Raw genomic sequence first — 21,256 nt, forward strand, 5'->3', positions numbered from 1 at the left:
AGCACCGCCTCGTTTCCTTGTACGGTGGTTACTCCTTTCGGAGCGTTTCACACAGACCTCCCTAGGTACCACACGTTTCTTCCTCTCCATCTATCTGCCTCATTTATCATGCATGATTCCGTGTAGTTATTGGGCTTCGACTTGTGATGCAGCCTTACCCTCATGCATAACCTCGTATGAGATTTCTGTACGTCAGACCGGAGATTTGTCCGTGGGTTAGTATGTTCCCCACATCCAGCTTCCTTCAGATTCCACCTCGCGGCGGACACCCTTGCCTTCGGCTATATCCTTCCCACTACCGGGTGGATTCGGGACTTGAACCCGTTAGAAACGTGCGCCGCTAGGCGCACATCAAAAAGAGCACGTGTTGCCAAGGCGACATGTGCTCTTTTTGAATATTTAGTATTTGTATAATTCAAGCATATAAACAGAAGGGATGGAACCACAGCGGATAGACATTTTTTCGTCTCCGTTTAGGAGTTTATCAGAAATGAATTCACCATTTTCAATATGACCAGCTTCTAGCTTGATTATTCCGGCTTTCTTGTTCTCGCCAATCTTAACATTGAAATCAACTGAACACTCAAGTCCGATAATGAGGAACTTGTTGTCTTCAAGCTCGAATAAATTGAATGAACCAAGTGGCTTGCCTGACATTCTTGGGGAATATCCAACCTTGAAATCATATTCTTTGCATCTAACCAGGCAACCAAAGTCGTACTCTCCGTGACGAACAAATGATTGAAGCTTATCTGTACCACGATACTGAAGATATAAAGGCTCAAGGTTTTCTAGTAATTTGTATGTTGCGGCAAGAGCTTCTTTACTACCTCTGGTATCGAAAGCTGATGGATCAATGTTAAGAGCAATCATTACTTCCATAGGTGGCTTATCAACTAGCTCAGAATCAAGTGCAAGTTCTTCAATTCCAAATGGAGAGAAGCAGATAGCATGGTGATGTAGCTGAGCATAAAGTGCATAAGATGAAGCAACTGCATCTTTTCTAATCTCAGGAATAAACAATGGGTTACCGTCGTAGGTGTATTCATCCATTACATCTGCACAGAATGGAACATAAACATCTGGAGCTAAAGCGAAAAGTGATGGCGCCATAGCCTTCCAAATCTTATGAACGCTTTTATTTGGGCCGCCTGATGGATATGTGCCAGCAATCCATGGATATTGTTTCAGCCAAGCGTTTGTGTAGCAAGGCAAATCGTATTCCTTTTGGCCAGCTGCTGTGATTTCTTCGACAGCTTTTGCAAAATGATAAGCCATGAAGAATTCTTCCGCATCATCACCAAAAGCTGATTTCCAATCACCTGAAATATCGTAAAGCTTAGCAATTTCATCAGGAACATTTTCTTTGAACAGCTTGTTTGCTTTATCAGAATAATCTCTTGCAGTGCCAAGTAAACCGATTTCGTTTTCAACCTGCATTGCGATTACAGTGCAGTCATTTTCATCTATGGATTTAATGTGAGCCATAATTGCAGAGAAAGCTTTTTTGTCTGCTTCGATAGCTTCATGGCAAAGTGGCGAAACTGTATTGATCTTATCACCATTAACCTTCTGCGCTAAAAAGAACTTATCGGAATTGCTTTTAATCCAACTAGGAACATACATAGATTCAGCATTTTTCCAAAGCCCGAACCACAGAAATACTAGCTTTTTGCCTTCATTTTTAGCTTGGTTGATAATGCCATCAACTAGGCCAAAATCATATTTTCCTTCCTCTGGCTCAATGCATTCCCAATAAATTGGAACAATTAAAGAGTTAAGATTAAGCTCTCTTACCTGAGGCCAAATCTGATTTTCCATTTCAGCAAGTGTCGATGCACTTGAGTTATGGATTTCGCCACTTCTTAAAAAGAATGGTTTGCCATCAACGTATAATGTGCCGATTCCTTTTTCATCATTTTTAAAATTTGCTTTTGACATAAAAACCTCCTAAAACAAATTGCTTAAAAAGCAAATATATTTAAAATAACTCACCCCTCAATAAATAATTTAATACCAGAGGGCAGGAGGTTCAATCTTAGTTATCTAACCTTGATGGTAAAATATTAAGGTATTGTAGATTTATTACATCAAATGGCTCATGCGATATTGATTTGGCGTAAGCTTGTATTGTTTAAGAAATACTTTGCCAAAGTAACTGGCACTACTATAGCCGCATTTTATTGCAATTTCACTTACAGACATGGATGGTTCTTCCACTAGTAGAATCTTGGCATGCAAAAGACGAATTCCGTTTATGTATTTTACTATGGTAAGCCCCGTGTGCTCTTTGAAAATGCTACATAAATATTCAGGTGTTCTGGATGTGATTTGTGCCAGTGTGTCAAGAGATATATCTTCTCCATAGTGGGATTCCAGATATTCTATTATCCGGGTGATTGTGGGATTACCATAGTCGGCTGCCTGTGAAGCAATATGTGTAAGGCAATAGGTCAAATCTGTTAGGAGAGCATAGGTTTCCTGCGAAAGAAGCATATGCTTGTGCTTGCTGTTTTGCTCCGAAATCTCTAATAGCTTTTTATGATGAGCCTCCAATATATCTCTGTTACTTAAAAGATAAGCCCCTGAAGAATTAATCTTCAGTGCTCTAAGTAACAGAGGCACAATACTGCCGTTGAAGCCGATTATATCTAAAATCCATTTTCCGCCAGTGCTGTGATATTCATGTGGAGTGTTTTTCAAAATAATGAAACACTGGCCTTTATCAATAACGTATTTACGATTATCTAAAATAAGCTCACCCTGCCCCTCTTTACAATACAAAAGCTGGCTGAGATTTATCCCATGCATTCTATATACAGGCTCCTGATCGTGGTCGGCTCCCAGTAAAACTAACTGTAATGGGATAGTGTCGTATTCATTTTTCTTATATTGAAAAGAACGTAGCATATCAAATTCCAATCTTAAAAATGTACCATTTATATTACTATAATAATATTGAGACTCCGAGAACGTCAAGCTATACTAAACTTATCGAAGCAAGATGGGGGTTATAAAATGAAATTAACAGATAAACAAAAGCAATTCGTTGAAGAATTGCTTAATAAAATGACATTAGAGGAAAAGGTTGGACAGCTCAATCAGGATTCACCTTCTATAGTAGGTGGATTTGATGTTCCATTTGAAGAACTTATTGAAATGGTTACAGACGGTCGCATGTCGCAAGAGGAGTTTGGCAAAATCATGGCCACCGCTGAGCGAGATTTCCATGAGGATGATATCAGAGCTGGAATGGTTGGCTCCGTAATGGGAAATGATCCTATAAAGGCCAATGAGCTTCAAAAGATAGCGGTAGAAGAAACACGCCTTGGCATTCCTCTTCTTATGGGATTTGATGTTATCCACGGTCTTAGAAGTGTTTATCCTATTGCCATCGCTGAGGCAGGAACATTTGATGATGATTTGATGGAGCGCACAGCTAAGATGGCGGCAAAGGAATCCAGAGCCTATGGAATCAATTGGAACTTTGCACCAATGCTTGATGTAGCAAGAGATTCAAGATGGGGCCGAGTATCAGAAGGTCCAGGAGAAGATCCATTTCTTGGAAGCAGATTTGCAAGAGCAAAGATAAAAGGTCTTCAGAATAACACAGAATCTACAGCCGATTATGTGGCGGCATGTACAAAGCACTATGTTGCTTATTCAGCTTGCGAGGCAGGAAGAGATTACAACACTACTTCAATGTCTACATCTCAGCTTTACAACGTATATTTACCTGCATTTAAGGCTGCGATGGAGGAAGGCGCTTGCTCTGCGATGGCATCTTTTAATGATTTAAATGGTGTGCCTTGCACAGTGAATTCTTATACTTTAAGAGACATTCTTAAGGGGGAGTTTGGACTTGAAGGATTCGTAGTAAGTGATGCAAACGGAATTCGTGAATGCGTTACCCATGGTATAGCAGAAGATGATGCTGATGCAGGAATTAAAGCTATCAATGCAGGCCTTGATATGGATATGGGAACAAGAATCTTCTATAACCATATTGCACAGGCTGTAAAGGATGGCAAGGTTTCTATGGAGACTTTGGATGATGCGGTTAGAAGAATTCTTAGGGTAAAGGTTTGGCTGGGACTATTCGAGAATCCATATGTTCCACAGGAAGTAATTGATATGTATTCAAAAGTTCTTCCAAAAGAGCATGTAGATCTTTGTGAGGAAGCGGCAGAAAAGTCGATTGTCATTCTTAAGAATGAAGGCAGCTTGTTGCCACTTAAAAAGACAAGCAAGATTACCCTTGTAGGAGAACTTGCAGATAGAGCAGATGAGGTGGTAGGCGCCTGGTCCTTAGGTTGGGAAGCGTCTGACTGTGTATCCGTAAAAGCAGGTTTTGAGGCTGCAGGTGTGGATTTTGAATACTATCCTGTGTGTGGACCAGAGGGGGATTTGAATGCAGATGAATTAAAAGCGGCAATCGAAACTGAAACTGATATAGTTGTGGCAGTTGTTGGGGAGTACAAGAGTATGAGCGGAGAGGCTTCATCAAAGGCTGATATTACTTTGCCTGGACATCAGCAGGAAATGCTAAAGAAGCTTGTGGCTGCAGGTAAGAAAGTTGTTGCTGTTCTTATGAACGGAAGACCTCTTGCACTTGGTTGGGAGTCGGAACAGCTTCCAGCTATTGTGGAAGGCTGGCATCTTGGAATTCAAATGGGTACAGCCTTAACAAAGGTTTTATTTGGTGAAGTCAATCCATCAGGAAAGCTATCTAGCACATTCTCTTCAGTGAATGGTCAGGAGCCTCTTTATTACAACCATCCTGCGACAGGACGTCCAGGTTCAAAGAGTAAGTTTACATCCAAGTATTTAGATGCGCCAGTAGAGCCATGCTTCCCATTTGGTTATGGCTTGTCTTATACAACATTTGAATACAGCAATTTGAAGCTTGAAGAGGATTCAGAAGGAATCGCTGCAGTATTTACACTGAAGAATATTGGAGATGTTGCTGGTACAGAAGTGGCACAGATTTATATGCAGGATGTGACGGCGAGCCTTGTGCGCCCAGTGAAGGAATTAAAGGGATACGAAAGAGTTACTCTTGCAGCAGGTGAATCTAAAGAAGTAAGAATTGCACTTCGTAAATGCGATATGGGATTCTATGATAATCAAGGAAAATATGTCTGTGAAGATGGCCTGTTTCGTATATACGTAGGAGGCAACTCTCGTGACCTATTAAAAGATGAAGTGAGAGTGAAGTTTTAGGAGGAGAAGAAGATGTCATATAAATTGCAGAACCCTATTATTTCTGGATATTATCCAGACCCATCTATTATCAGAGTAGACGATGATTTTTATATTGCTGTTTCAAGTTTTGAAATGTGTCCAGGCCTGCCTATTTTTCACAGCAAGGATTTGGCTCATTGGGAACAGATTGCAAATGCAATTGGTCCAGAAAATGGATTTCATATGGAGAAAAACTGTGGCGTAGGTGGTGTAATGGCACCAACACTTCGTTACCACAATGGAACTTACTATATTATCAATACTAATTTTGCAGACAAGGGCAATTACATTATCACTGCAAAAAATCCAAAAGGCCCTTGGTCAGAGCCTCATTGGCTTGATGATGTTCCGGGAATCGATGCATCTATATTTTTTGATGATGACGATAAGTGCTACGTAATGGGCACAGGCGATTGCTGGGATAATGGCGCAGGAAAGATGGAGCGAGGTATTTGGGTTGCTGAGTTTGATATTGAAAATTTTAAGCTCGCTTCCGAGCCTTTCACAATCTACAATAGTGCTCTTAGAAATGCAGCATCGCCAGAGTCACCACATCTTTATCACATAGGAGATTACTATTATCTTATGATTGCGGAAGGTGGTACAGAGCATTATCATTCAGTGGCAGTAGCACGTTCGAAGGAGCTTTTTAGCTTTTTTGAAGGAAATCCTGCAAATCCTGTTCTTACACACAGACACATGGGATTCAGAAGTCCTATCATAAACGTAGGACATGCTGATTTTGTGCAGCTTAAGGATGGCAGCTGGTATGCAGTAATGCTTGCATCACGACTTATCGATGGAGAATGCAAGAATCTTGGACGCGAGACATTTATCTGCCCAGTGATTTGGGAGAGAGATTGGCCAGTATTTACACCTGAGACTGGAAAAGTTGAATGGGAATATGATGGCCCGGCATCTCTTGAGGAGTGCAAGGTTGATGCCCCAGCTGCAAGAGAGGATTTTGATAGTGATAAGCTTTCTCTTGATATGGTATTTTGGGGCCGTCCACAGGATGATATTTGGAAAATCGAAGATTCCAAGCTTGAGCTTAAGTGCGTTCATCAGAAGCTGGAAGATGACATTAGACCAATGAGCTTTGAGGTTGAGCTTTCAGATGATAATTATGTGGCATTTCTTGGAAAGAGACAGACTCAGATAGACCAAACATTCTCATGTCAAATGTCATTTGTTCCTGAAGGCGATGAAACCGCAGGACTTGCACTTGTTCAGGCTATGAATCATCAGCTTCAGATATTTAGATGCCTAGAGAATGGAAAACAGATGATTAAAGCTGTTGTGGTTACAGCAGATTATGAGATACCACCATTTATCCCAGGTTTTGAAAGTACTACACACACAAATGTTGTAGCAGAAGTGCCTTATGACAAGAGTGATGTGGTCATTCAGCTTGAAATGCATGGAGAGGATTTTGTTGTACGATATGGCGAGAACGAATCTAATCTTACAGAGCTTTGCAAGGTAGATGGACATGTCATTAATCCAGAAAAGGTAGGCTGCATGACAGGTACCCTTGTGGGAATGTTTGCCACAGGAAATGGTGTAGATGTAGATAATTGGGCTAAGTTTGATTGGTTTGATAGAAAATAGTAATTGCAAAGAATAACATTGAATAATTGCAGAGAGCACACCCAGATTTTGGGAGCGTGCTCTCTTTTTGCAAATAATGGAAAGCAAAACGAAACGCATTCGTATATATTGAGGCGCAATGTATATAGAATAAAGGCAAATAAAAAATAAATGGGAAGGTTGATATGAATACTAGAAAAACAACAATCGGGATTTTGTCACTTTGCGCAGTTGGGCTTTCTTACATGGCACTTTCGCCAATAATTGCAAGTATATCCGCTGCATTTCCAGAGGCAAATGTTACATTGGCACAGCTGGTGCTAACCCTGCCAAGTTTTCTTTTTATTGTGTGCTCACCACTAAGTGGTATAGCTATGAGCTTTATTAACAAGAAAGCTATCGCATTATTTTCTTTGGCTTGTTATTTTGTGGGAGGTTTGTTTCCATTCTTTTTCTATTCAAACATCTATTGGCTTCTTGCAGGAAGCGCAATAATCGGTGTTGGAACAGGATTTTTAATGCCCCTTATAAATGGATTTATTGTTCAGTATTTTGATAAAAATGAACGTGCCATGCTGATGGGGTTAAATGCAACATTCACAGCACTGGGGGCGCTTTTATTTATTTTTATCGCAGGCCAGTTGTCTAGATTTGGCTGGAGATATAGTTACCTGGTTTTTACACTTGTGGCACTGATTATAGTTATAGCAATGATTTGCCTGCCAAAGGGAGCGCCAGAAAAGAGCGATGAAACTGAAAAGGGCGGTAGCGCATTTGAAATGAATCCTTATATTTTCGGACTTTTCATTATCGGAATAATCTACTTTATTATGCAAAACTCATTTAATACAAACTCATCTGCCTATGTGCAGGAGATTGTTGGAGCAGGAGCCTCTGTGGCAAGTCTTGTGACAATGGTGAATACTGTAGGTGGAATCATTGGAGGTATGACCTTTAAGAGCGTTGTAGGAAGATTTGGTAAACAGGTTGAGACAGTTACATTGGTTGTTGTAGCAATTGGCTTCTTTTTAGCATACTTTGCCAAGAGCCTTTCGCTGATTGCGATTGGAAGTTTTTTTATTGGATATGGATTTGCTGTAATGAATGCTGCAGGTTCTTATTTATTGTCTCTTAACACAAGACCAGAGACTAACGCATTTACGGTTTCTATTTATCTTGCACTTATTAATTTAGGAGCATCGCTATCTCCAATAGTAATCAATTCACTTGGAAGTATAATTGGCGAGAGTATAGCCATAAAGTTTATGTTTGTAGGCATTGTAATTCTTCTGACAGGAATTGGCTCATTTGCAATTAATAAAAAGAGATAAGAAAAAGGCTGCGCGCGCAGCCTTTTTTAATACAAACTTATTTAAGTTGAATTACTTTACAACTACCTTGTTCCTGCCAGTTTCCTTTGCCTCATAAAGGGCATCATCGATACGCTTTAACAGGGATGCTGGTGTATCGCCAGGCTGTATCATGGATAATCCCATACTTACTGTAATGTGACCAGCTTTCTCAAATTCTACCTTTGAAACTTTAATTCTTAAATCTTCACAGAATTCTCTAGCTTCTTCAAGGGTGAGGTTAGGCTTTATGCCGATGAATTCTTCACCGCCCCAACGGCCAATAATATCATTTTGAGTGAATTGATTTTTGGCGGCTGTACATCCTTCTGAAAGAACTAAATCACCAACGTCATGTCCATAAGTATCATTGATGTTTTTGAAATGGTCGATATCAATCATTAAGACAGCGATGCACTTATATTGTCCCTGATTTTCTATATATTTGTTGATAAAGTGGTCTAAAGCGCGTCTGTTGTAAATCTTAGTGAGTGGATCGATAGTGGCTTCCAAGAAAAGCTGATCAACTGCGGTTCGTAAATCCTTGGTTGTAGATTCAAGGAAATTAACAAGTCGTACAGGCAGAGGCACAAATCCATCTTCATAATCCTCTAAGTAGGCTTTTAGATATTTTTGTGTAGGTGGCAGCCTATGTCGGTCTTTCTCATCTGGCGCCTCGCCTTCGCGTAATCCAATTACAACACAGGAAGCATTTAAAAAGCCTCTTAGACCATCGGCGTGCAAAATCTCACCATAGCCATGGCCCCAGGTAGCAGTGTGACAAATATTTTCGAAAAATTCAAATTCAAGCTCTGCAAGATTATCACCCATAAGCATACGTCTAGACATACATACGTAAATAAGTACTGCTTCAGGTGCAAAATCGTCAAGCTTCAGTGCACATGCAGAAGCTTCGTCTAACATGATATCAGCAGTCGAATAGCTTAAGCTGACAGAACTGCCGACAGGAATCTCTGTGGCAAAAGCAAGAGAACCATCTTTGTGATAGTCAAGGGCAACTCTGGCAAGTGGATTGCCATTTTCTTTTAAAAATAGTGGAAATGAACTGGTATTTTCAAAGAAATACTGATTCATTCCAATACCGAGATGATCCCTATATATATCGAAGGCTGGCTTGCCATCAATCTCGTACACAATACCTGTATCATTGGAATTAGTGACAACTAGTTCTTTACCTAAAGGTCTAAATCCTAAATTATAATAATGAGCGATATGCAAGTCTTTGCCCATGAATGCAACTGTAAGGATTGCACGCTCGTATATTTTTGTCCCATGGAAAACTTTTGAACGGTCATCACCCATTGTTGGCGTTCCAGCTAATGCGCCAAATACTACATAACTAGGATCGAATTCATTGATTTTATCGATGAAACGTTCAGGGCATAATGCGAAATCAGAAGACATCATTAAAATGCCCTTGATATCAGTAAGCTTGGCAAGTATTGGCTTATATAGTTCACCTGCCTCTAGCGGGCTAATATCTGTACAGTCAAATACATTAACCTGGAAATCACTGGAATCAAAAAACATGATTGTGCAGACTCTATATGGAATAGAGTGGGTTTCTCTGGAAAGAGCACCATGGCCAGTCATTCCAATCACCTCAATATTAGGTAAAGCCGAGGTTAGAAAATCCAAATCCTTTTGTATTAAATCACTCTGACAATTAGGCTCAAAAATTTGTAGAATACCCCTTTTACCAGAGGTGTATTCCTTGAAACGTCTGATGGAGCCAATCATTTCTGTGAAATTGCAATCGTAATCAACAACAAATCTGTATTGTTTCATAAGTTAAGTCCCTTTTGTATAATTAACAAATATGGTGATACATTGTGATTATCGCAAATAAATGTTAAATGACTGTGAATATACTATGAGGAAGTGCACAAAAATAGTTAGTTATAGCTTATTCTGACAAAATCAACAAAATTCACCGTGAAAATTTCAAAGTCTAGTTCATTGATTTTGGACCATCTCAAATCTATAATGGAAATACACTAAAGGGAGATACATGGCAGAGTAATTCTGCTTGTATCTCCCTATCTTTGCTTATAAGTAAGGAGGGCTTGACTATGAATAATGCTATTAGAAGAAGTTGTAGTATCTTATTTATGTTTGTATTATCGATGAGCATGTGCTTACTATTGAGCAACACTTTGGTAGTGAAAGCTACTGAAGCTCCAGGCTGCGTTCAGTTTGATTATATGAACCAATATGCAACCACTCCTGCTGGAGAAAATGAAAATATTGTGAACACTGCAAATGTGAAGGTTACATTATCTAATGACTCTCTCGGTGAAGGAACAGTAGTCACATTGACTGGAATCCCTACAGATTCAATCTATTTCCAGGGGGAAAGCAAGTATTCTGTAGTATTTTCAGAGGGTGATGATGTAACTAAAACATATGGCGGATGGTATGGCGGCGAAACTTATGATGATGGGATTATTTCCTACACAGTTCAAACGGATGTGTCTAATTTAAAAATTGAATTTGGCGATTGGCAGATGAAAGACGGGGCTGGAAGGGATGCTTGTTGCACAATTAATTCCGACGGAAGTATTGATACACAATAATGAAAAAATGTGATTAAATTTCACAAAAAGTTCACATCTCCCTATTGATTAATTCTGATAATAGCGATATCATAATAAAGTTCGCTGAATTAAAGAAGATTTTAGCGGGCAGAATTTAATATTAATCCTGGGGAGGAAATGAGAGATGGCAGTTGGCGAGATCATTACATGCACAAGTGCGGAAGATTTATTCAGAAGAGCAGAGGATTTACAGCGCAAAGGAATCCAGACAGAATTTGTTGCTCGCAACACAATGAAGGTTGTCAGAGTAGATCAGAAATAATATTAAATCATTAATCAGGAGGCTGATGGGTAACCCATCAGCCTCTTTTTACGTTGAGCCACTATTCACAGGGGGCTGATGGAGGGCCGAAAAAAATACCTGTGAATAGTGGCGAATATTCTGTCATCTTCTTGTTTTGGACACATTTGTATAGTAAAATCAAAAATAATGGTCTAGTAATAATATTAACGTACTTATCGTGGGGGTAAAAATGAGAGAAGAATACTACGAGACCAATTTGGTGGGGAAAATTCCAACAGGATTGCCAGGAGGCTTCTTTATATATGAGGCAGAAGGTGATGAGAAGATTATCTTTGCTGAGACAAATGTAGTGAAGCTTTTTGATTGTGAGACTTATGAGGAATTCCTTGACTATGTTGGGGGAAGATTTAAAGGTATGGTGCATCCTGATGATTTACATAAGATTGAGAATCAGATTGAGGCTCAAACTACTTATGCAGATAAACGCCATGATTATGTACGGTATAGAATTTTAACTAAGGCAGGAATTGTTAGATATATAGAAGATTTTGGGCATTTACTTCACTGGCCAAATGGGAAAAGCTTCTACTATGTATTTATAGTGGATGTAGATCAAAACGAATTTTATAATGTGAGCAGCAATTCCTATGCTGAGGCGGAAGTGTTAGCTAATAACAGGGAGACTGACAATTTGACAGGCCTCTTTAATATGGCTTTTTTCTATAATAAGGTACAGGTCTTATTGTCTCAGCCAGAGACGAGAAGACAGGATGTTTCCTTTGTTCATTTTGATATTCCAAATTTTAAGCTTTATAACGAACGGAATGGTTTCAAAATGGGCGATGAATTATTGTGTGATTTGGGGCACACCATAAAGGATGTTTTTGTAGGTGCTACAGTAGCACGTTTTTCAGATGACCATTTCGTGGTGTTTACTACAATACCAAAGGATGAAGTGGTGGAGTGCGTAGAAGAAGTCTATAAAAAGATGCTTCTTTCAGAGGATGTTAATAAGAAGATAAAGATAAAGGCCGGAATTTATTATATGGATGATCAGCGAGCTGAGGTGGGCTTGGCTTGTGATCATGCAAGATTGGCTTGCAATAGCATTAAAAACAGACACGATGTAAATTATTGCATATATGATGATATTATTAGGGATGGCTTGCGTAGGCAGCAGTTTGTAGTAGATCATATTGATGATGCTATCGCTATGGACTATATTAAAGTTTTCTATCAGCCTATTATCAGGGTTAACACAGGTGAAATATGCGGATACGAGGCTTTGGTTAGATGGGTCGATCCTGATAATGGAATGCTTCCTCCAGGATATTTTATTGAGACTTTGGAGCACTTCCATCTGATACATTTGGTGGATGAGTTTGTCGTCAAGAAAGTCTGTCAGGATTATAGGCGACTGGCAGATACAGGGGAGCCTTTAGTGCCTATCTCTGTAAATATCTCAAGGTTGGATTTTGAAGTTTGCGATGTGTTTAAAATGCTATCCGATTTTTGTGAGATATATGATGTCCCAAGAAACATGATTGATGTTGAAATTACCGAAAGTGCATTTTCGGATAATACAGGTTTGATAAAAGATGCATCTAAGCAGATAAGGGATGCAGGATATCAAATATGGATAGATGATTTTGGAAGCGGCTATTCATCTCTTACAACTCTCGCGGATTTTCAGTTTGATGTTTTGAAGCTGGACATGGTATTCCTTAGAAGTGCTGACCAAAATCCAAGAACAAAGACCTTGATGACATATATTATTAAGACTGCAAGCGACCTTGGTGTATCTTCACTGTGTGAAGGAGTTGAGTCGGAGGCTCATTATCAGTATTTGAAGGAGACTGGATGTGAGCGAGCACAGGGATACTTTTTTGGAAAGCCAATGCCGCTTGATGAGCTTTTGGATGATTTGTATAAAAAGGGTGTCAAATGGGAAACTCGCTAGGCGAGCTTTTGGAATCTGATGGGGAGACTAAATGATTCTTTTCTGAAATTTAATATTTAGTTTATTGTATTTGAATAGAGTAATAGTTACTATTTTATTGCTAACTATTACTCTTTCTTAGTGAGGATTAAAAATGGACACAATAGCGGATTACTTAAATTGGTATGGTGAATTTTCTTTTGAGGAAAAAGCTTTGACGGAGGTGGACAACTTCATTTTATGTAAGTTGGCATATCTCATATTGACGGATATAAAGCTTGATGAGCCTGTCAGTCTAAGAAATGTAGTGGATAGACTTAAGACAAAAAATGGTATACAGGGAGCTTTTTACGATAAGGAATATTTGGTGGAATTAGCAGCTTCCACTGAGCGTTTTGGAAAAATTCTTTTATCCAATCACGTGGATATATTGAATGAAGAGCTGTCGGCTCAGTTTGCTGCAGTTACCTATGATTTAACAGATGATTTGCAATTTATAGCTTTTCGTGGCACTGATGAAACTATGGCTGGTTGGAAAGAAGATTTCATGATCAGCTTTACAGAGACAGAAGCCCAGAAAAGAGCAAAAGCTTACTTGCAAAATATAATAGATGAGAAGCATAGAGTCATAGTGGCGGGGCACAGTAAAGGCGCTAATCTTGCACTATATGCCACAACACACATCGACGATGATTTGCTGAATCACGTGGAGTTTATATATCTGAATGATGGTCCGGGACTTTGTCCGGAGGTGTGCGATAAAGCATGCGTATCTAGAATAAAAGATAAAGCATTGAGATTTTTGCCGGAGTATTCAATCTTTGGAAAGCTGTTTGAGGAGGTTGATATTCCAGGAAGAATAGTGAAGAGTTCCGAAGAAGGTGTCATGCAGCATGATCCATTTTCATGGTGTGTTGTCCATGGCAAACCGGCTTATGGAGAGTGCAATAGTCCTGGAAGTGTATTTATCAGCCAGGTGCTTGATCAGTGGATAGGAAGTGTTAATGATGCAAGACGCACAAGTTTTGTTGATAACCTTTTCAATGCCATTGATAAAGCGGGGATAAAGACTACGACACAGGTGGTTGAGAGAGGTCCCTTTGCAATAGAAAAGATTTTGATTGAGCTGTTATCTTTGGATAAAAGCACGGTTAGAACATTTATGAAGCTGCCTGTGACAGCAGCACTGGATAAGGCACCAGATACTGATAAGGCAAAAAACATAAAAGAGCGATTACAAAAACAGGAATGGCTGCCTTATGTGCTTATGATTTTAACTAGTGTAGTTTTGTTCTTGATTCCTGAATACACATTGCAAGTGGGAATAAGTTTAGCACTTTTATTAGTTATTGTTTTTGAAGTTGTTGTCACTATACGGCACTTGATAAAGGCAAAGTGGAATCTTCAGGAAGAATCGGCGAGAGTGTACATTTGCCTTGCGATGGTGGGCGTATATGTGATGCTGCTTGTAAAAGAAGATGCTCTATTTTTTATAGGAAGTGTAGCCATTGGCGTAGCCTTTTTGGCTTGGGCATATCACGATGCTATCAGCCTCAAAAATCTGTGTGCCACAACCCAGGAAAAGGAGAGGCGTGGAGAAAAAATCAAGTCGGTAATTGAAATTGGATTTTTGATTGCCCTTGGAGGATTCATTTTGGTTGCACCTAAAGATTCATTGGCATGGTATATGATATTCCTAGGCGTAGTATTTTTGGTTGACGGAATAGTTAATCTAATAATAGTAATAAATAGAATGTTAACTTCAAAGCGTGCTATTTAATTTTACAAAATACAATTTTGGTGTTAGAATAGATTCGCGATGATAATAGTACTTGACCTAAAGTTAGCTTTAGGTATTATTATTCATCTGGTTAATGATATAGCAATATTTGGAGGTTAAATTAAATGAAAGAATATAGACAGCAGTTTTTCTCAGGGGAGCGTGCATTATATGCAGAAGATGGAGCTCGAATTTATGATTCTATTTTTGATGATGGAGAGTCTCCTCTTAAGGAAAGCAAAAATATAGAATTATATAGCTCACAGTTCAAATGGAAGTATCCTATCTGGTATTCAAACAATGTGCTTGTGACAAATTGCAACTGGTTTGAGATGGCTAGATCTGGCGTATGGTACACAAACAATATTACCGTGAAGGATTCTCTTATTACAGCTCCAAAGAATTTCAGAAGATGTGATGGAGTAACACTTGAGAATGTTAATCTTACAAATGCAGAGGAAACATTCTGGAACTGTAAGAATATCAAACTGAATAATGTTACCGCAAAGGGTCATTATTTTGCTATGAATTCAGAGAATATAGAGGTTGATAACTTTAAGTTAGATGGCAATTATTCTTTTGACGGAGCAAAGAATATTACTGTTAGAAATTCAGTGCTTCTTTCAAAAGATTCATTCTGGAATACAGAAAATGTAACAGTGTATGATTCTTATATTTGCGGCGAGTACCTTGGCTGGAATTCTAAGAATTTGACATTTGTTAATTGTACAATCGAAAGTTTACAGGGACTTTGCTACATCGATAATCTTACAATGAAGAATTGCAAGCTCATTAATACAACTCTTGCATTTGAATATGCAAAGGAGATTGATGCTGAGATTACAACAAAGATTGATAGTGTATTCAACCCGGTAAGTGGTACTATTTCTGCACCTGAAATCGAGACACTTATTGTAGAAAAGGATATGGTGAATCCTGATTCAACAAAGATTACATGCAAGGCTGTAGGCAAAAAAGAAGAAGTAGTTGAGTGGAGACGATAATGGGAAAATACGATTTTGATACACCAGTAAACAGACGTGGAACAGATTCATTAAAGTGGGATGTTGCAGAAAATGAGCTTCCAATGTGGGTCGCTGATATGGACTTTCAGACAGCACCTGAAATCAGAAATGCTATAGCGGATAGACTTGCTCATGGAGTCTTTGGATATGCAGATTTGACACCAGAATGGTACGCTGCATATCAAAACTGGTGGGATAAAAGACATGGACTAAAGATTGAAAAGGAATGGCTTATCTTTTCAACAGGCGTAATTCCATCTCTTTCTTCTATAGTACGTAAGCTCACTACACCAAACGAAAAGGTAATAATTCAGACTCCTGTTTATAATATCTTTTTCAATAGCATTGTAAATAATGGATGCAGGCCACTTGAGAGCCCGCTACATTATGAGAATGGAGAATACTCAATGGATTTTGAGGACCTGGAAAAAAAGATGGCAGATCCTCAGGCGAGCTTGATGATTCTTTGCAATCCACATAATCCTGTTGGAAAAATTTGGGATAAGGATTCTCTGGCAAAAGTGGGCGAGCTTGCAAAGAAATATGGTGTGACAGTTGTCTCAGATGAGATTCATTGCGATATTACTGTGCCTGGCAAATCATACATTCCATTTGCATCAGTGTCAGATACATGTAAAGACATAAGCATCACATGTATTGCCCCAACAAAGGCCTTTAATATTGCGGGAATGCAGACTTCAGCTGTAGTGGTGCCAAATCCGTTCCTTAGACATAAGGTGTGGAGAGCATTAAATACCGATGAAGTCGCTGAGCCAAATTCCTTCGCTCAGGTAGTTACAGAGGCAGCCTTTAACGAAGGTGGTGAATGGCTAGATGAAATGAGAGAATACGTCTTTGATAACAGGCGTATTGCAGAGGAATTTATTGCAAAAGAAATTCCATCTATTAAGGCGGTATCAGGTGAGGCTACATATCTTATGTGGCTAGATATTAGCGGGCTTGGCAAATCAAGTGACGAGGTGGCTAAAGCTATCAGAAAAGAAACGGGGCTTTATGTCACAGAAGGCTTGGAATATGGCGAGACTGGAAGATATTTCCTTAGAATGAATGTGGCGTGTACAAAAGAAACCTTAAAAGATGGGTTAAATAGGCTAAAAGAGGGTGTTCTTAAGTTGTGACTTCATGTAAAATAGGGCTATAGGGAGGCGCTTATGGCAAAAGAATTAAGTGGAGCAGCAAAAAGAAATCGCATAGCCGATTACATGGCATCTCTGCCAGAAGTATTTGAAGTGGTAGAGGATAATCTTATTGATTCAGAACCAGTAATCATTTTGCAAACAAAAAGCAGAGTGATTACCCTTTATTGTGATGAAAAGGGTAATGTGGTTGAGGATTTTGAGATGCTTGATGGAGCTGGCTCAAAAGAAGAGTTTCTACTTAAGCAAGAGGCATATAATGCCATAAGAGCATACTATAACGACTATTATACCGGCGCTAGAATTAAGAAATCTTCATTTGAAGAAGGTGTTATTAAGATAGAGCTGGCGGATAGAAGCGTCACTTTGACTTATGATGCCAAGGCAAAGTTGGTTGAAGAAACTGATAGAGCAAAAAGAAAGCCAAAGGAGGATGGGCCAGCAAAAGCAAAAGAAGAGAATAAGGATATGCAGCAGCTGTCTTTATTTGATATGGCTCCTCCTAAAAAAGAAGAAAAAACTACGGTGCTTTCCACAGATTCTGAGGAAAAAACTTCTACATACAGAAAACTATTGGAAGGCACAATCGTAATTAATACTTGTAACAATAAAAAGTACAAGGTCAAAAGAGATGAGGGCAATGTAATCGAGGTATTAGACAAGGATTATGGATACCTTATGATGGCTCGGGCGGACCTAATTGTTGAATAATATATTTGACAAAACTGCTATTTGTGCGTATGATACCTAAAGTATTGTACTGGTTAGACGTATCTAATAGGAGAATAGCATTGAAATATAGTATCAGTTTAAAGAGAATACTTAGCTTTGTAGCAATCATTGCTACTGTTCTTTTGATACAGTTTTCTAGTGCTTTCATGGCTGAACATGCCTATCACCATTGTGATGATCAGGCGCACTGTCCTATATGTTCTGTTATCAATCAGTGCGATAACAATATTAGAACTATAGGTGCAGGTCTCTTATTATTGGCATGCATTGTCATAGTTTTCAGCGATATCTTAGCTGAAATAAATGATTATAATTATCAGTCTGTTCAGACTACATTAGTTTCCCAAAAGGTAAGACTAGATTCTTGATTCTATCTGTGTTTTTCGTGTTAAGTAAAAATGTGCAGATTTGAAAGGAATATGTTTAAAATGAAAAAGTTAATATTGGCTTTGATGTCAGCTTTGTTGTTAGTTGGTTGCGGTACTGGAGCTACAAATGCTCCAGGGGTAAATGAGCAATCTAGTTCTAATAATGGTGACCCTATTTCTGTTGTAACAACAATCTTTCCTGAGTATGATTGGGTGAAACAGATTGTAGGTGATAGCGATTCCGTAGAGGTTACCATGCTTCTTGATAATGGTGTGGATTTGCACAACTATCAACCTTCAGCAGATGACATTATGAAGGTTGCTACTTGCGATGTGTTTATCTATGTTGGTGGAGAATCTGATGAATGGGTAGAGGATGCATTAAAGGAAGCTGTAAACCCAGATATGCAGGTAATTAATCTTATGGACGTTCTAGGCGAAAGTGTTAAGGAAGAGGAAGTTGTAGAAGGCATGGAGGCAGAGGAGGAAGAAGAATCTGCCAAGGAAGAAGAGGTCGAATATGACGAGCATGTATGGCTTTCATTGAAAAATGCAAAGGTGCTTGTAAACGCTATAGCAGACACAATGGAGACTGTTGATGCAGCAAATGCAGATGTGTATAAAGCCAATGCAGAGGCTTACGTAAGTGAATTAGACGACCTTGATGCCCAGTATGATGAAGTGGTTAGAGGCGCTACCGCAAATACGGTATTATTTGGAGATAGATTTCCATTTAGATATTTAGTAGATGATTACGGTTTGAACTACTATGCCGCTTTTGTAGGATGTTCTGCTGAGACAGAAGCAAGCTTTGAGACAATCACATTCTTGGCGGATAAAGTGGATGAGTTAGGATTAAATGCGATATTTACAATTGAAAATTCTGACCAGAAGATTGCAGAAACAATTATCGCAAATACGGATTCAAAGGATGCCAAAATTTTATCCATGGATTCAATGCAGTCAACAACATCTGATGATGTGGCAAATGGCGTGACTTATTTATCAATTATGGAAAGCAATCTTGAGGTACTTGCTCAGGGAATAAATTAGGAGATATTATGGCAGTTTTAAAAGCAAAGGATTTAGCCGTCGGATATGAATCCCAGGCAGTTCTTGATAATATAAATTTCGAGATTAATTCAGGAGACTATTTTTGTATTGTGGGTGAGAATGGTTCGGGGAAGTCTACCCTTATGAAGACTATGCTTGGACTTATTTCACCTGTATCAGGAGAAATAAGCTTTGCTGAAGGATTAGAAAAAAATGAAATTGGTTATCTTCCTCAGCAATCAGATGTGCAAAGAGATTTTCCTGCATCTGTGTATGAAATAGTTTTATCTGGGTGTCAAAATGGATTAGGAAAGAGGTTTTTCTACTCAAAGGAGCAGAAGGCTTTGGCGCTTGATAACATCAAAAAAATGGGTATCGAAAAGCTTAAAAGCAGATGCTATAGAGAGCTTTCCGGCGGTCAGCAGCAGAGAGTACTTTTAGCTAGAGCTCTCTGTGCCACAAAAAAAGCTTTGCTTTTAGACGAGCCTGTTGCAGGCCTTGATCCACAGGTCACAGAGGAAATGTACGAATTAATCAAGCAGCTAAATGATGACGGAATGACAATCATTATGATTAGCCATGATTTGGTGAATGTGCAAAATTACGCTACTAAGATTTTTGATGTCAATTCTATGAAAGTAACTACTATCAAGGCAGACAAGGAGGGCAAATAATGTTAGACCAGTTATTTATGTACTTAAGCTTTCCTTTTGTTAGGTATGCGCTTATTGTGGGTGTTTTGATTGCGCTATGTTCATCACTTCTTGGAGTGACATTAGTGCTTAAAAGATATTCGTTCATTGGTGATGGATTATCCCACGTAGCATTTGGTTCACTTGCCATTGCCACAGTGCTTAATGTTACAAACAAAATGTTGATTGTACTTCCGCTGACAATTGCATTCGCAATCTTGATTCTTAGAAAAGGAAAGAATGCCAAAATCAAAGGGGATGCAGCAATTGCAATGCTTTCTGTAGGAGCCCTTGCCTTTGGCTATATGATTATGAATCTATTTCCATCATCTTCGAATGTGGCAGGAGATGTATGCTCTACATTGTTTGGTTCGACATCAATCCTGACTCTTACACAAGAAGATGTATGGATAAGTGGAATCTTATCGATTATAGTGATAGGAATTTTTATATTGTTTTACAACAGGATTTTTGCAGTTACTTTTGATGAGGACTTCGCAAATGCGGTAGGCACAAAAGCTAATGCGTACAATCTATTGATTGCTACCGTAATTGCGGTAATTATCGTGCTTGCTATGAATCTTGTGGGTTCACTTTTGATATCAGCGCTTGTAATATTCCCTGCTCTTTCAGCAATGAGCATTTTAAAAAGCTTTAGAAGTGTAACAATCTTCTCTGCAATATCATCTACTATATGTGCACTATTAGGAATATTGATATCGATTCTAGCTGGAACTCCTGTAGGTTCTACTATTGTTACAGTGGATGTTATTTTATTTGGCATTTGCTATTTGATTGGAAAGATTAGAGGATAGTCGATGAAAAAATTAAATATATTATTGCTGTTGTTGACAGTGACATTTTTAGGCTGTGGCAAGAGTGAGCAGGCTGCAGATACAGCGGTTGAGTCAGCTAGCGTAGAATCAACGGTTACACAGACTGAGGACGCTCCCCAAGAAGAGGAACAAATCGATGAAGCTACCCAGGTTGAGGCGGATTCATCAGTTGATTTAGATTTGACAGCATTGTCTTCGACCATGGTGTATTCCGAGGTCTTTAATATGATGATGGACCCTGAATCATACGAAGGCAAAAGTATTAAGATGGACGGCAATTGCTCTATCTATACTGATGAAGTAACCGGCGAAACATACTATGCTTGCATCGTCCAGGATGCAACCCAGTGCTGCTCTCAAGGCCTGGAATTTGTGCTAGACGAAAACGAATACTCAGCAGAAGACTACCCAGCAGAAGGGGAAGAAATTGTAATAAAAGGAACCTTCTCAGCTTATACTGAAGGTGAGTATATGTATATCACTATTAAGGACTCGGTGCTGGAATAAATCTTATTAAGTAAATTAATGGCAGGTGGAAAATTTTCTACCTGCCATTCTTAGTTCTTAGCAAGAGTCCCTCATAAAGGGATTTTTTCTACTTTAACTTGCTAAAGTAATATGGTAGAATT

At 38.9% G+C, this 21,256-nt stretch carries 18 protein-coding genes; 15 read left to right on the forward strand and 3 right to left on the reverse strand.

Annotated features, from left to right (window positions below):
• Positions 1-399: 399 nt before the first annotated feature.
• Complete coding sequence (locus T498_RS0109805) at positions 400-1,941, reverse strand: DUF5597 domain-containing protein (protein ID WP_028235752.1); 1,542 nt, start codon at positions 1,939-1,941, stop codon at positions 400-402.
• Between the two features lie 144 nt (positions 1,942-2,085).
• A complete protein-coding gene (locus T498_RS0109810) occupies positions 2,086-2,910 on the reverse strand; it encodes a helix-turn-helix domain-containing protein (protein WP_028235753.1) in 825 nt (274 codons plus the stop codon).
• A 108-nt stretch (positions 2,911-3,018) separates the two neighbouring features.
• Between T498_RS0109810 and T498_RS0109815 the strand changes: the two genes are divergently transcribed.
• The 3 genes from T498_RS0109815 to T498_RS0109825 all read left to right on the forward strand — a co-directional run bounded on the left by T498_RS0109815 (position 3,019) and on the right by T498_RS0109825 (position 8,165).
• Complete coding sequence (locus T498_RS0109815; protein ID WP_028235754.1) at positions 3,019-5,223, forward strand: glycoside hydrolase family 3 N-terminal domain-containing protein; 2,205 nt, start codon at positions 3,019-3,021, stop codon at positions 5,221-5,223.
• Between the two features lie 12 nt (positions 5,224-5,235).
• Positions 5,236-6,855: a glycoside hydrolase family 43 protein gene (locus T498_RS0109820; RefSeq protein ID WP_028235755.1), complete on the forward strand. Its 1,620-nt coding sequence runs from the start codon at positions 5,236-5,238 to the stop codon at positions 6,853-6,855.
• Between the two features lie 164 nt (positions 6,856-7,019).
• On the forward strand, positions 7,020-8,165 hold the full coding sequence (locus T498_RS0109825) for an MFS transporter (RefSeq protein ID WP_028235756.1): 1,146 nt from the start codon (positions 7,020-7,022) through the stop codon (positions 8,163-8,165).
• Positions 8,166-8,216: 51 nt separating this feature from the next.
• Here T498_RS0109825 and T498_RS0109830 read toward each other — a convergent pair whose 3' ends face one another.
• Complete coding sequence (locus tag T498_RS0109830) at positions 8,217-9,992, reverse strand: sensor domain-containing diguanylate cyclase (RefSeq protein WP_028235757.1); 1,776 nt, start codon at positions 9,990-9,992, stop codon at positions 8,217-8,219.
• Positions 9,993-10,276: 284 nt separating this feature from the next.
• Between T498_RS0109830 and T498_RS0109835 the strand changes: the two genes are divergently transcribed.
• The 12 genes from T498_RS0109835 (at position 10,277) to T498_RS15530 (ending at position 21,134) form a co-directional block, all read left to right on the forward strand.
• Complete coding sequence (locus tag T498_RS0109835; protein WP_028235758.1) at positions 10,277-10,780, forward strand: hypothetical protein; 504 nt, start codon at positions 10,277-10,279, stop codon at positions 10,778-10,780.
• A 145-nt stretch (positions 10,781-10,925) separates the two neighbouring features.
• Positions 10,926-11,063, forward strand: a complete 138-nt coding sequence (locus tag T498_RS16940) for a hypothetical protein (protein WP_197019951.1) — start codon at positions 10,926-10,928, stop codon at positions 11,061-11,063.
• 211 nt (positions 11,064-11,274) lie between these two features.
• Complete coding sequence (locus tag T498_RS15520; protein ID WP_051524704.1) at positions 11,275-13,005, forward strand: sensor domain-containing phosphodiesterase; 1,731 nt, start codon at positions 11,275-11,277, stop codon at positions 13,003-13,005.
• A 133-nt stretch (positions 13,006-13,138) separates the two neighbouring features.
• Positions 13,139-14,764 carry an Mbeg1-like protein gene (locus T498_RS0109850; protein ID WP_028235759.1) on the forward strand — a complete coding sequence of 542 codons (1,626 nt, stop codon included), beginning with the start codon at positions 13,139-13,141 and terminating at the stop codon, positions 14,762-14,764.
• A 125-nt stretch (positions 14,765-14,889) separates the two neighbouring features.
• Entirely contained in the window at positions 14,890-15,768 is an 879-nt protein-coding gene (locus tag T498_RS0109855; RefSeq protein ID WP_028235760.1) for a DUF3737 family protein, read from the forward strand.
• Positions 15,768-16,928 (forward strand): MalY/PatB family protein, encoded by a 1,161-nt coding sequence (locus tag T498_RS0109860; RefSeq protein ID WP_028235761.1) that lies wholly within the window; start codon positions 15,768-15,770, stop codon positions 16,926-16,928. Before T498_RS0109855 ends, T498_RS0109860 begins: the two co-directional genes overlap by 1 nt.
• A 33-nt stretch (positions 16,929-16,961) precedes the next feature.
• Entirely contained in the window at positions 16,962-17,657 is a 696-nt protein-coding gene (locus tag T498_RS0109865; RefSeq protein ID WP_028235762.1) for a hypothetical protein, read from the forward strand.
• 80 nt (positions 17,658-17,737) lie between these two features.
• Positions 17,738-18,046 (forward strand): hypothetical protein, encoded by a 309-nt coding sequence (locus T498_RS0109870; RefSeq protein WP_028235763.1) that lies wholly within the window; start codon positions 17,738-17,740, stop codon positions 18,044-18,046.
• Positions 18,047-18,106: 60 nt separating this feature from the next.
• Complete coding sequence (locus T498_RS0109875) at positions 18,107-19,099, forward strand: metal ABC transporter substrate-binding protein (protein WP_028235764.1); 993 nt, start codon at positions 18,107-18,109, stop codon at positions 19,097-19,099.
• Between the two features lie 8 nt (positions 19,100-19,107).
• On the forward strand, positions 19,108-19,773 hold the full coding sequence (locus T498_RS15525) for a metal ABC transporter ATP-binding protein (RefSeq protein ID WP_051524705.1): 666 nt from the start codon (positions 19,108-19,110) through the stop codon (positions 19,771-19,773).
• Entirely contained in the window at positions 19,773-20,606 is an 834-nt protein-coding gene (locus T498_RS0109885) for a metal ABC transporter permease (RefSeq protein WP_028235765.1), read from the forward strand. Before T498_RS15525 ends, T498_RS0109885 begins: the two co-directional genes overlap by 1 nt.
• 3 nt (positions 20,607-20,609) lie before the next feature.
• The gene (locus tag T498_RS15530; RefSeq protein ID WP_051524706.1) at positions 20,610-21,134 is read left to right on the forward strand and encodes a hypothetical protein; all 525 of its coding nucleotides are present in this window, start codon (positions 20,610-20,612) and stop codon (positions 21,132-21,134) included.
• The last annotated feature ends 122 nt before the right edge of the window (positions 21,135-21,256 follow it).

The sequence above is a fragment of the Pseudobutyrivibrio sp. MD2005 genome, assembly GCF_000621865.1.
In the GTDB taxonomy this organism is placed as follows: domain Bacteria; phylum Bacillota; class Clostridia; order Lachnospirales; family Lachnospiraceae; genus Pseudobutyrivibrio.

Bases quoted from the DNA above. Each gene is read 5' to 3' on its own strand.
- T498_RS0109805 (WP_028235752.1), bottom strand. From the start codon at position 1,941: ATGTCAAAAGCAAATTTTAAAAATGATGAAAAAGGAATCGGCACATTA.
- T498_RS0109810 (WP_028235753.1), bottom strand. From the start codon at position 2,910: ATGCTACGTTCTTTTCAATATAAGAAAAATGAATACGACACTATCCCA.
- T498_RS0109815 (WP_028235754.1), top strand. From the start codon at position 3,019: ATGAAATTAACAGATAAACAAAAGCAATTCGTTGAAGAATTGCTTAAT.
- T498_RS0109820 (WP_028235755.1), top strand. From the start codon at position 5,236: ATGTCATATAAATTGCAGAACCCTATTATTTCTGGATATTATCCAGAC.
- T498_RS0109825 (WP_028235756.1), top strand. From the start codon at position 7,020: ATGAATACTAGAAAAACAACAATCGGGATTTTGTCACTTTGCGCAGTT.
- T498_RS0109830 (WP_028235757.1), bottom strand. From the start codon at position 9,992: ATGAAACAATACAGATTTGTTGTTGATTACGATTGCAATTTCACAGAA.
- T498_RS0109835 (WP_028235758.1), top strand. From the start codon at position 10,277: ATGAATAATGCTATTAGAAGAAGTTGTAGTATCTTATTTATGTTTGTA.
- T498_RS16940 (WP_197019951.1), top strand. From the start codon at position 10,926: ATGGCAGTTGGCGAGATCATTACATGCACAAGTGCGGAAGATTTATTC.
- T498_RS15520 (WP_051524704.1), top strand. From the start codon at position 11,275: ATGAGAGAAGAATACTACGAGACCAATTTGGTGGGGAAAATTCCAACA.
- T498_RS0109850 (WP_028235759.1), top strand. From the start codon at position 13,139: ATGGACACAATAGCGGATTACTTAAATTGGTATGGTGAATTTTCTTTT.
- T498_RS0109855 (WP_028235760.1), top strand. From the start codon at position 14,890: ATGAAAGAATATAGACAGCAGTTTTTCTCAGGGGAGCGTGCATTATAT.
- T498_RS0109860 (WP_028235761.1), top strand. From the start codon at position 15,768: ATGGGAAAATACGATTTTGATACACCAGTAAACAGACGTGGAACAGAT.
- T498_RS0109865 (WP_028235762.1), top strand. From the start codon at position 16,962: ATGGCAAAAGAATTAAGTGGAGCAGCAAAAAGAAATCGCATAGCCGAT.
- T498_RS0109875 (WP_028235764.1), top strand. From the start codon at position 18,107: ATGAAAAAGTTAATATTGGCTTTGATGTCAGCTTTGTTGTTAGTTGGT.
- T498_RS15525 (WP_051524705.1), top strand. From the start codon at position 19,108: ATGGCAGTTTTAAAAGCAAAGGATTTAGCCGTCGGATATGAATCCCAG.
- T498_RS0109885 (WP_028235765.1), top strand. From the start codon at position 19,773: ATGTTAGACCAGTTATTTATGTACTTAAGCTTTCCTTTTGTTAGGTAT.
- T498_RS15530 (WP_051524706.1), top strand. From the start codon at position 20,610: ATGAAAAAATTAAATATATTATTGCTGTTGTTGACAGTGACATTTTTA.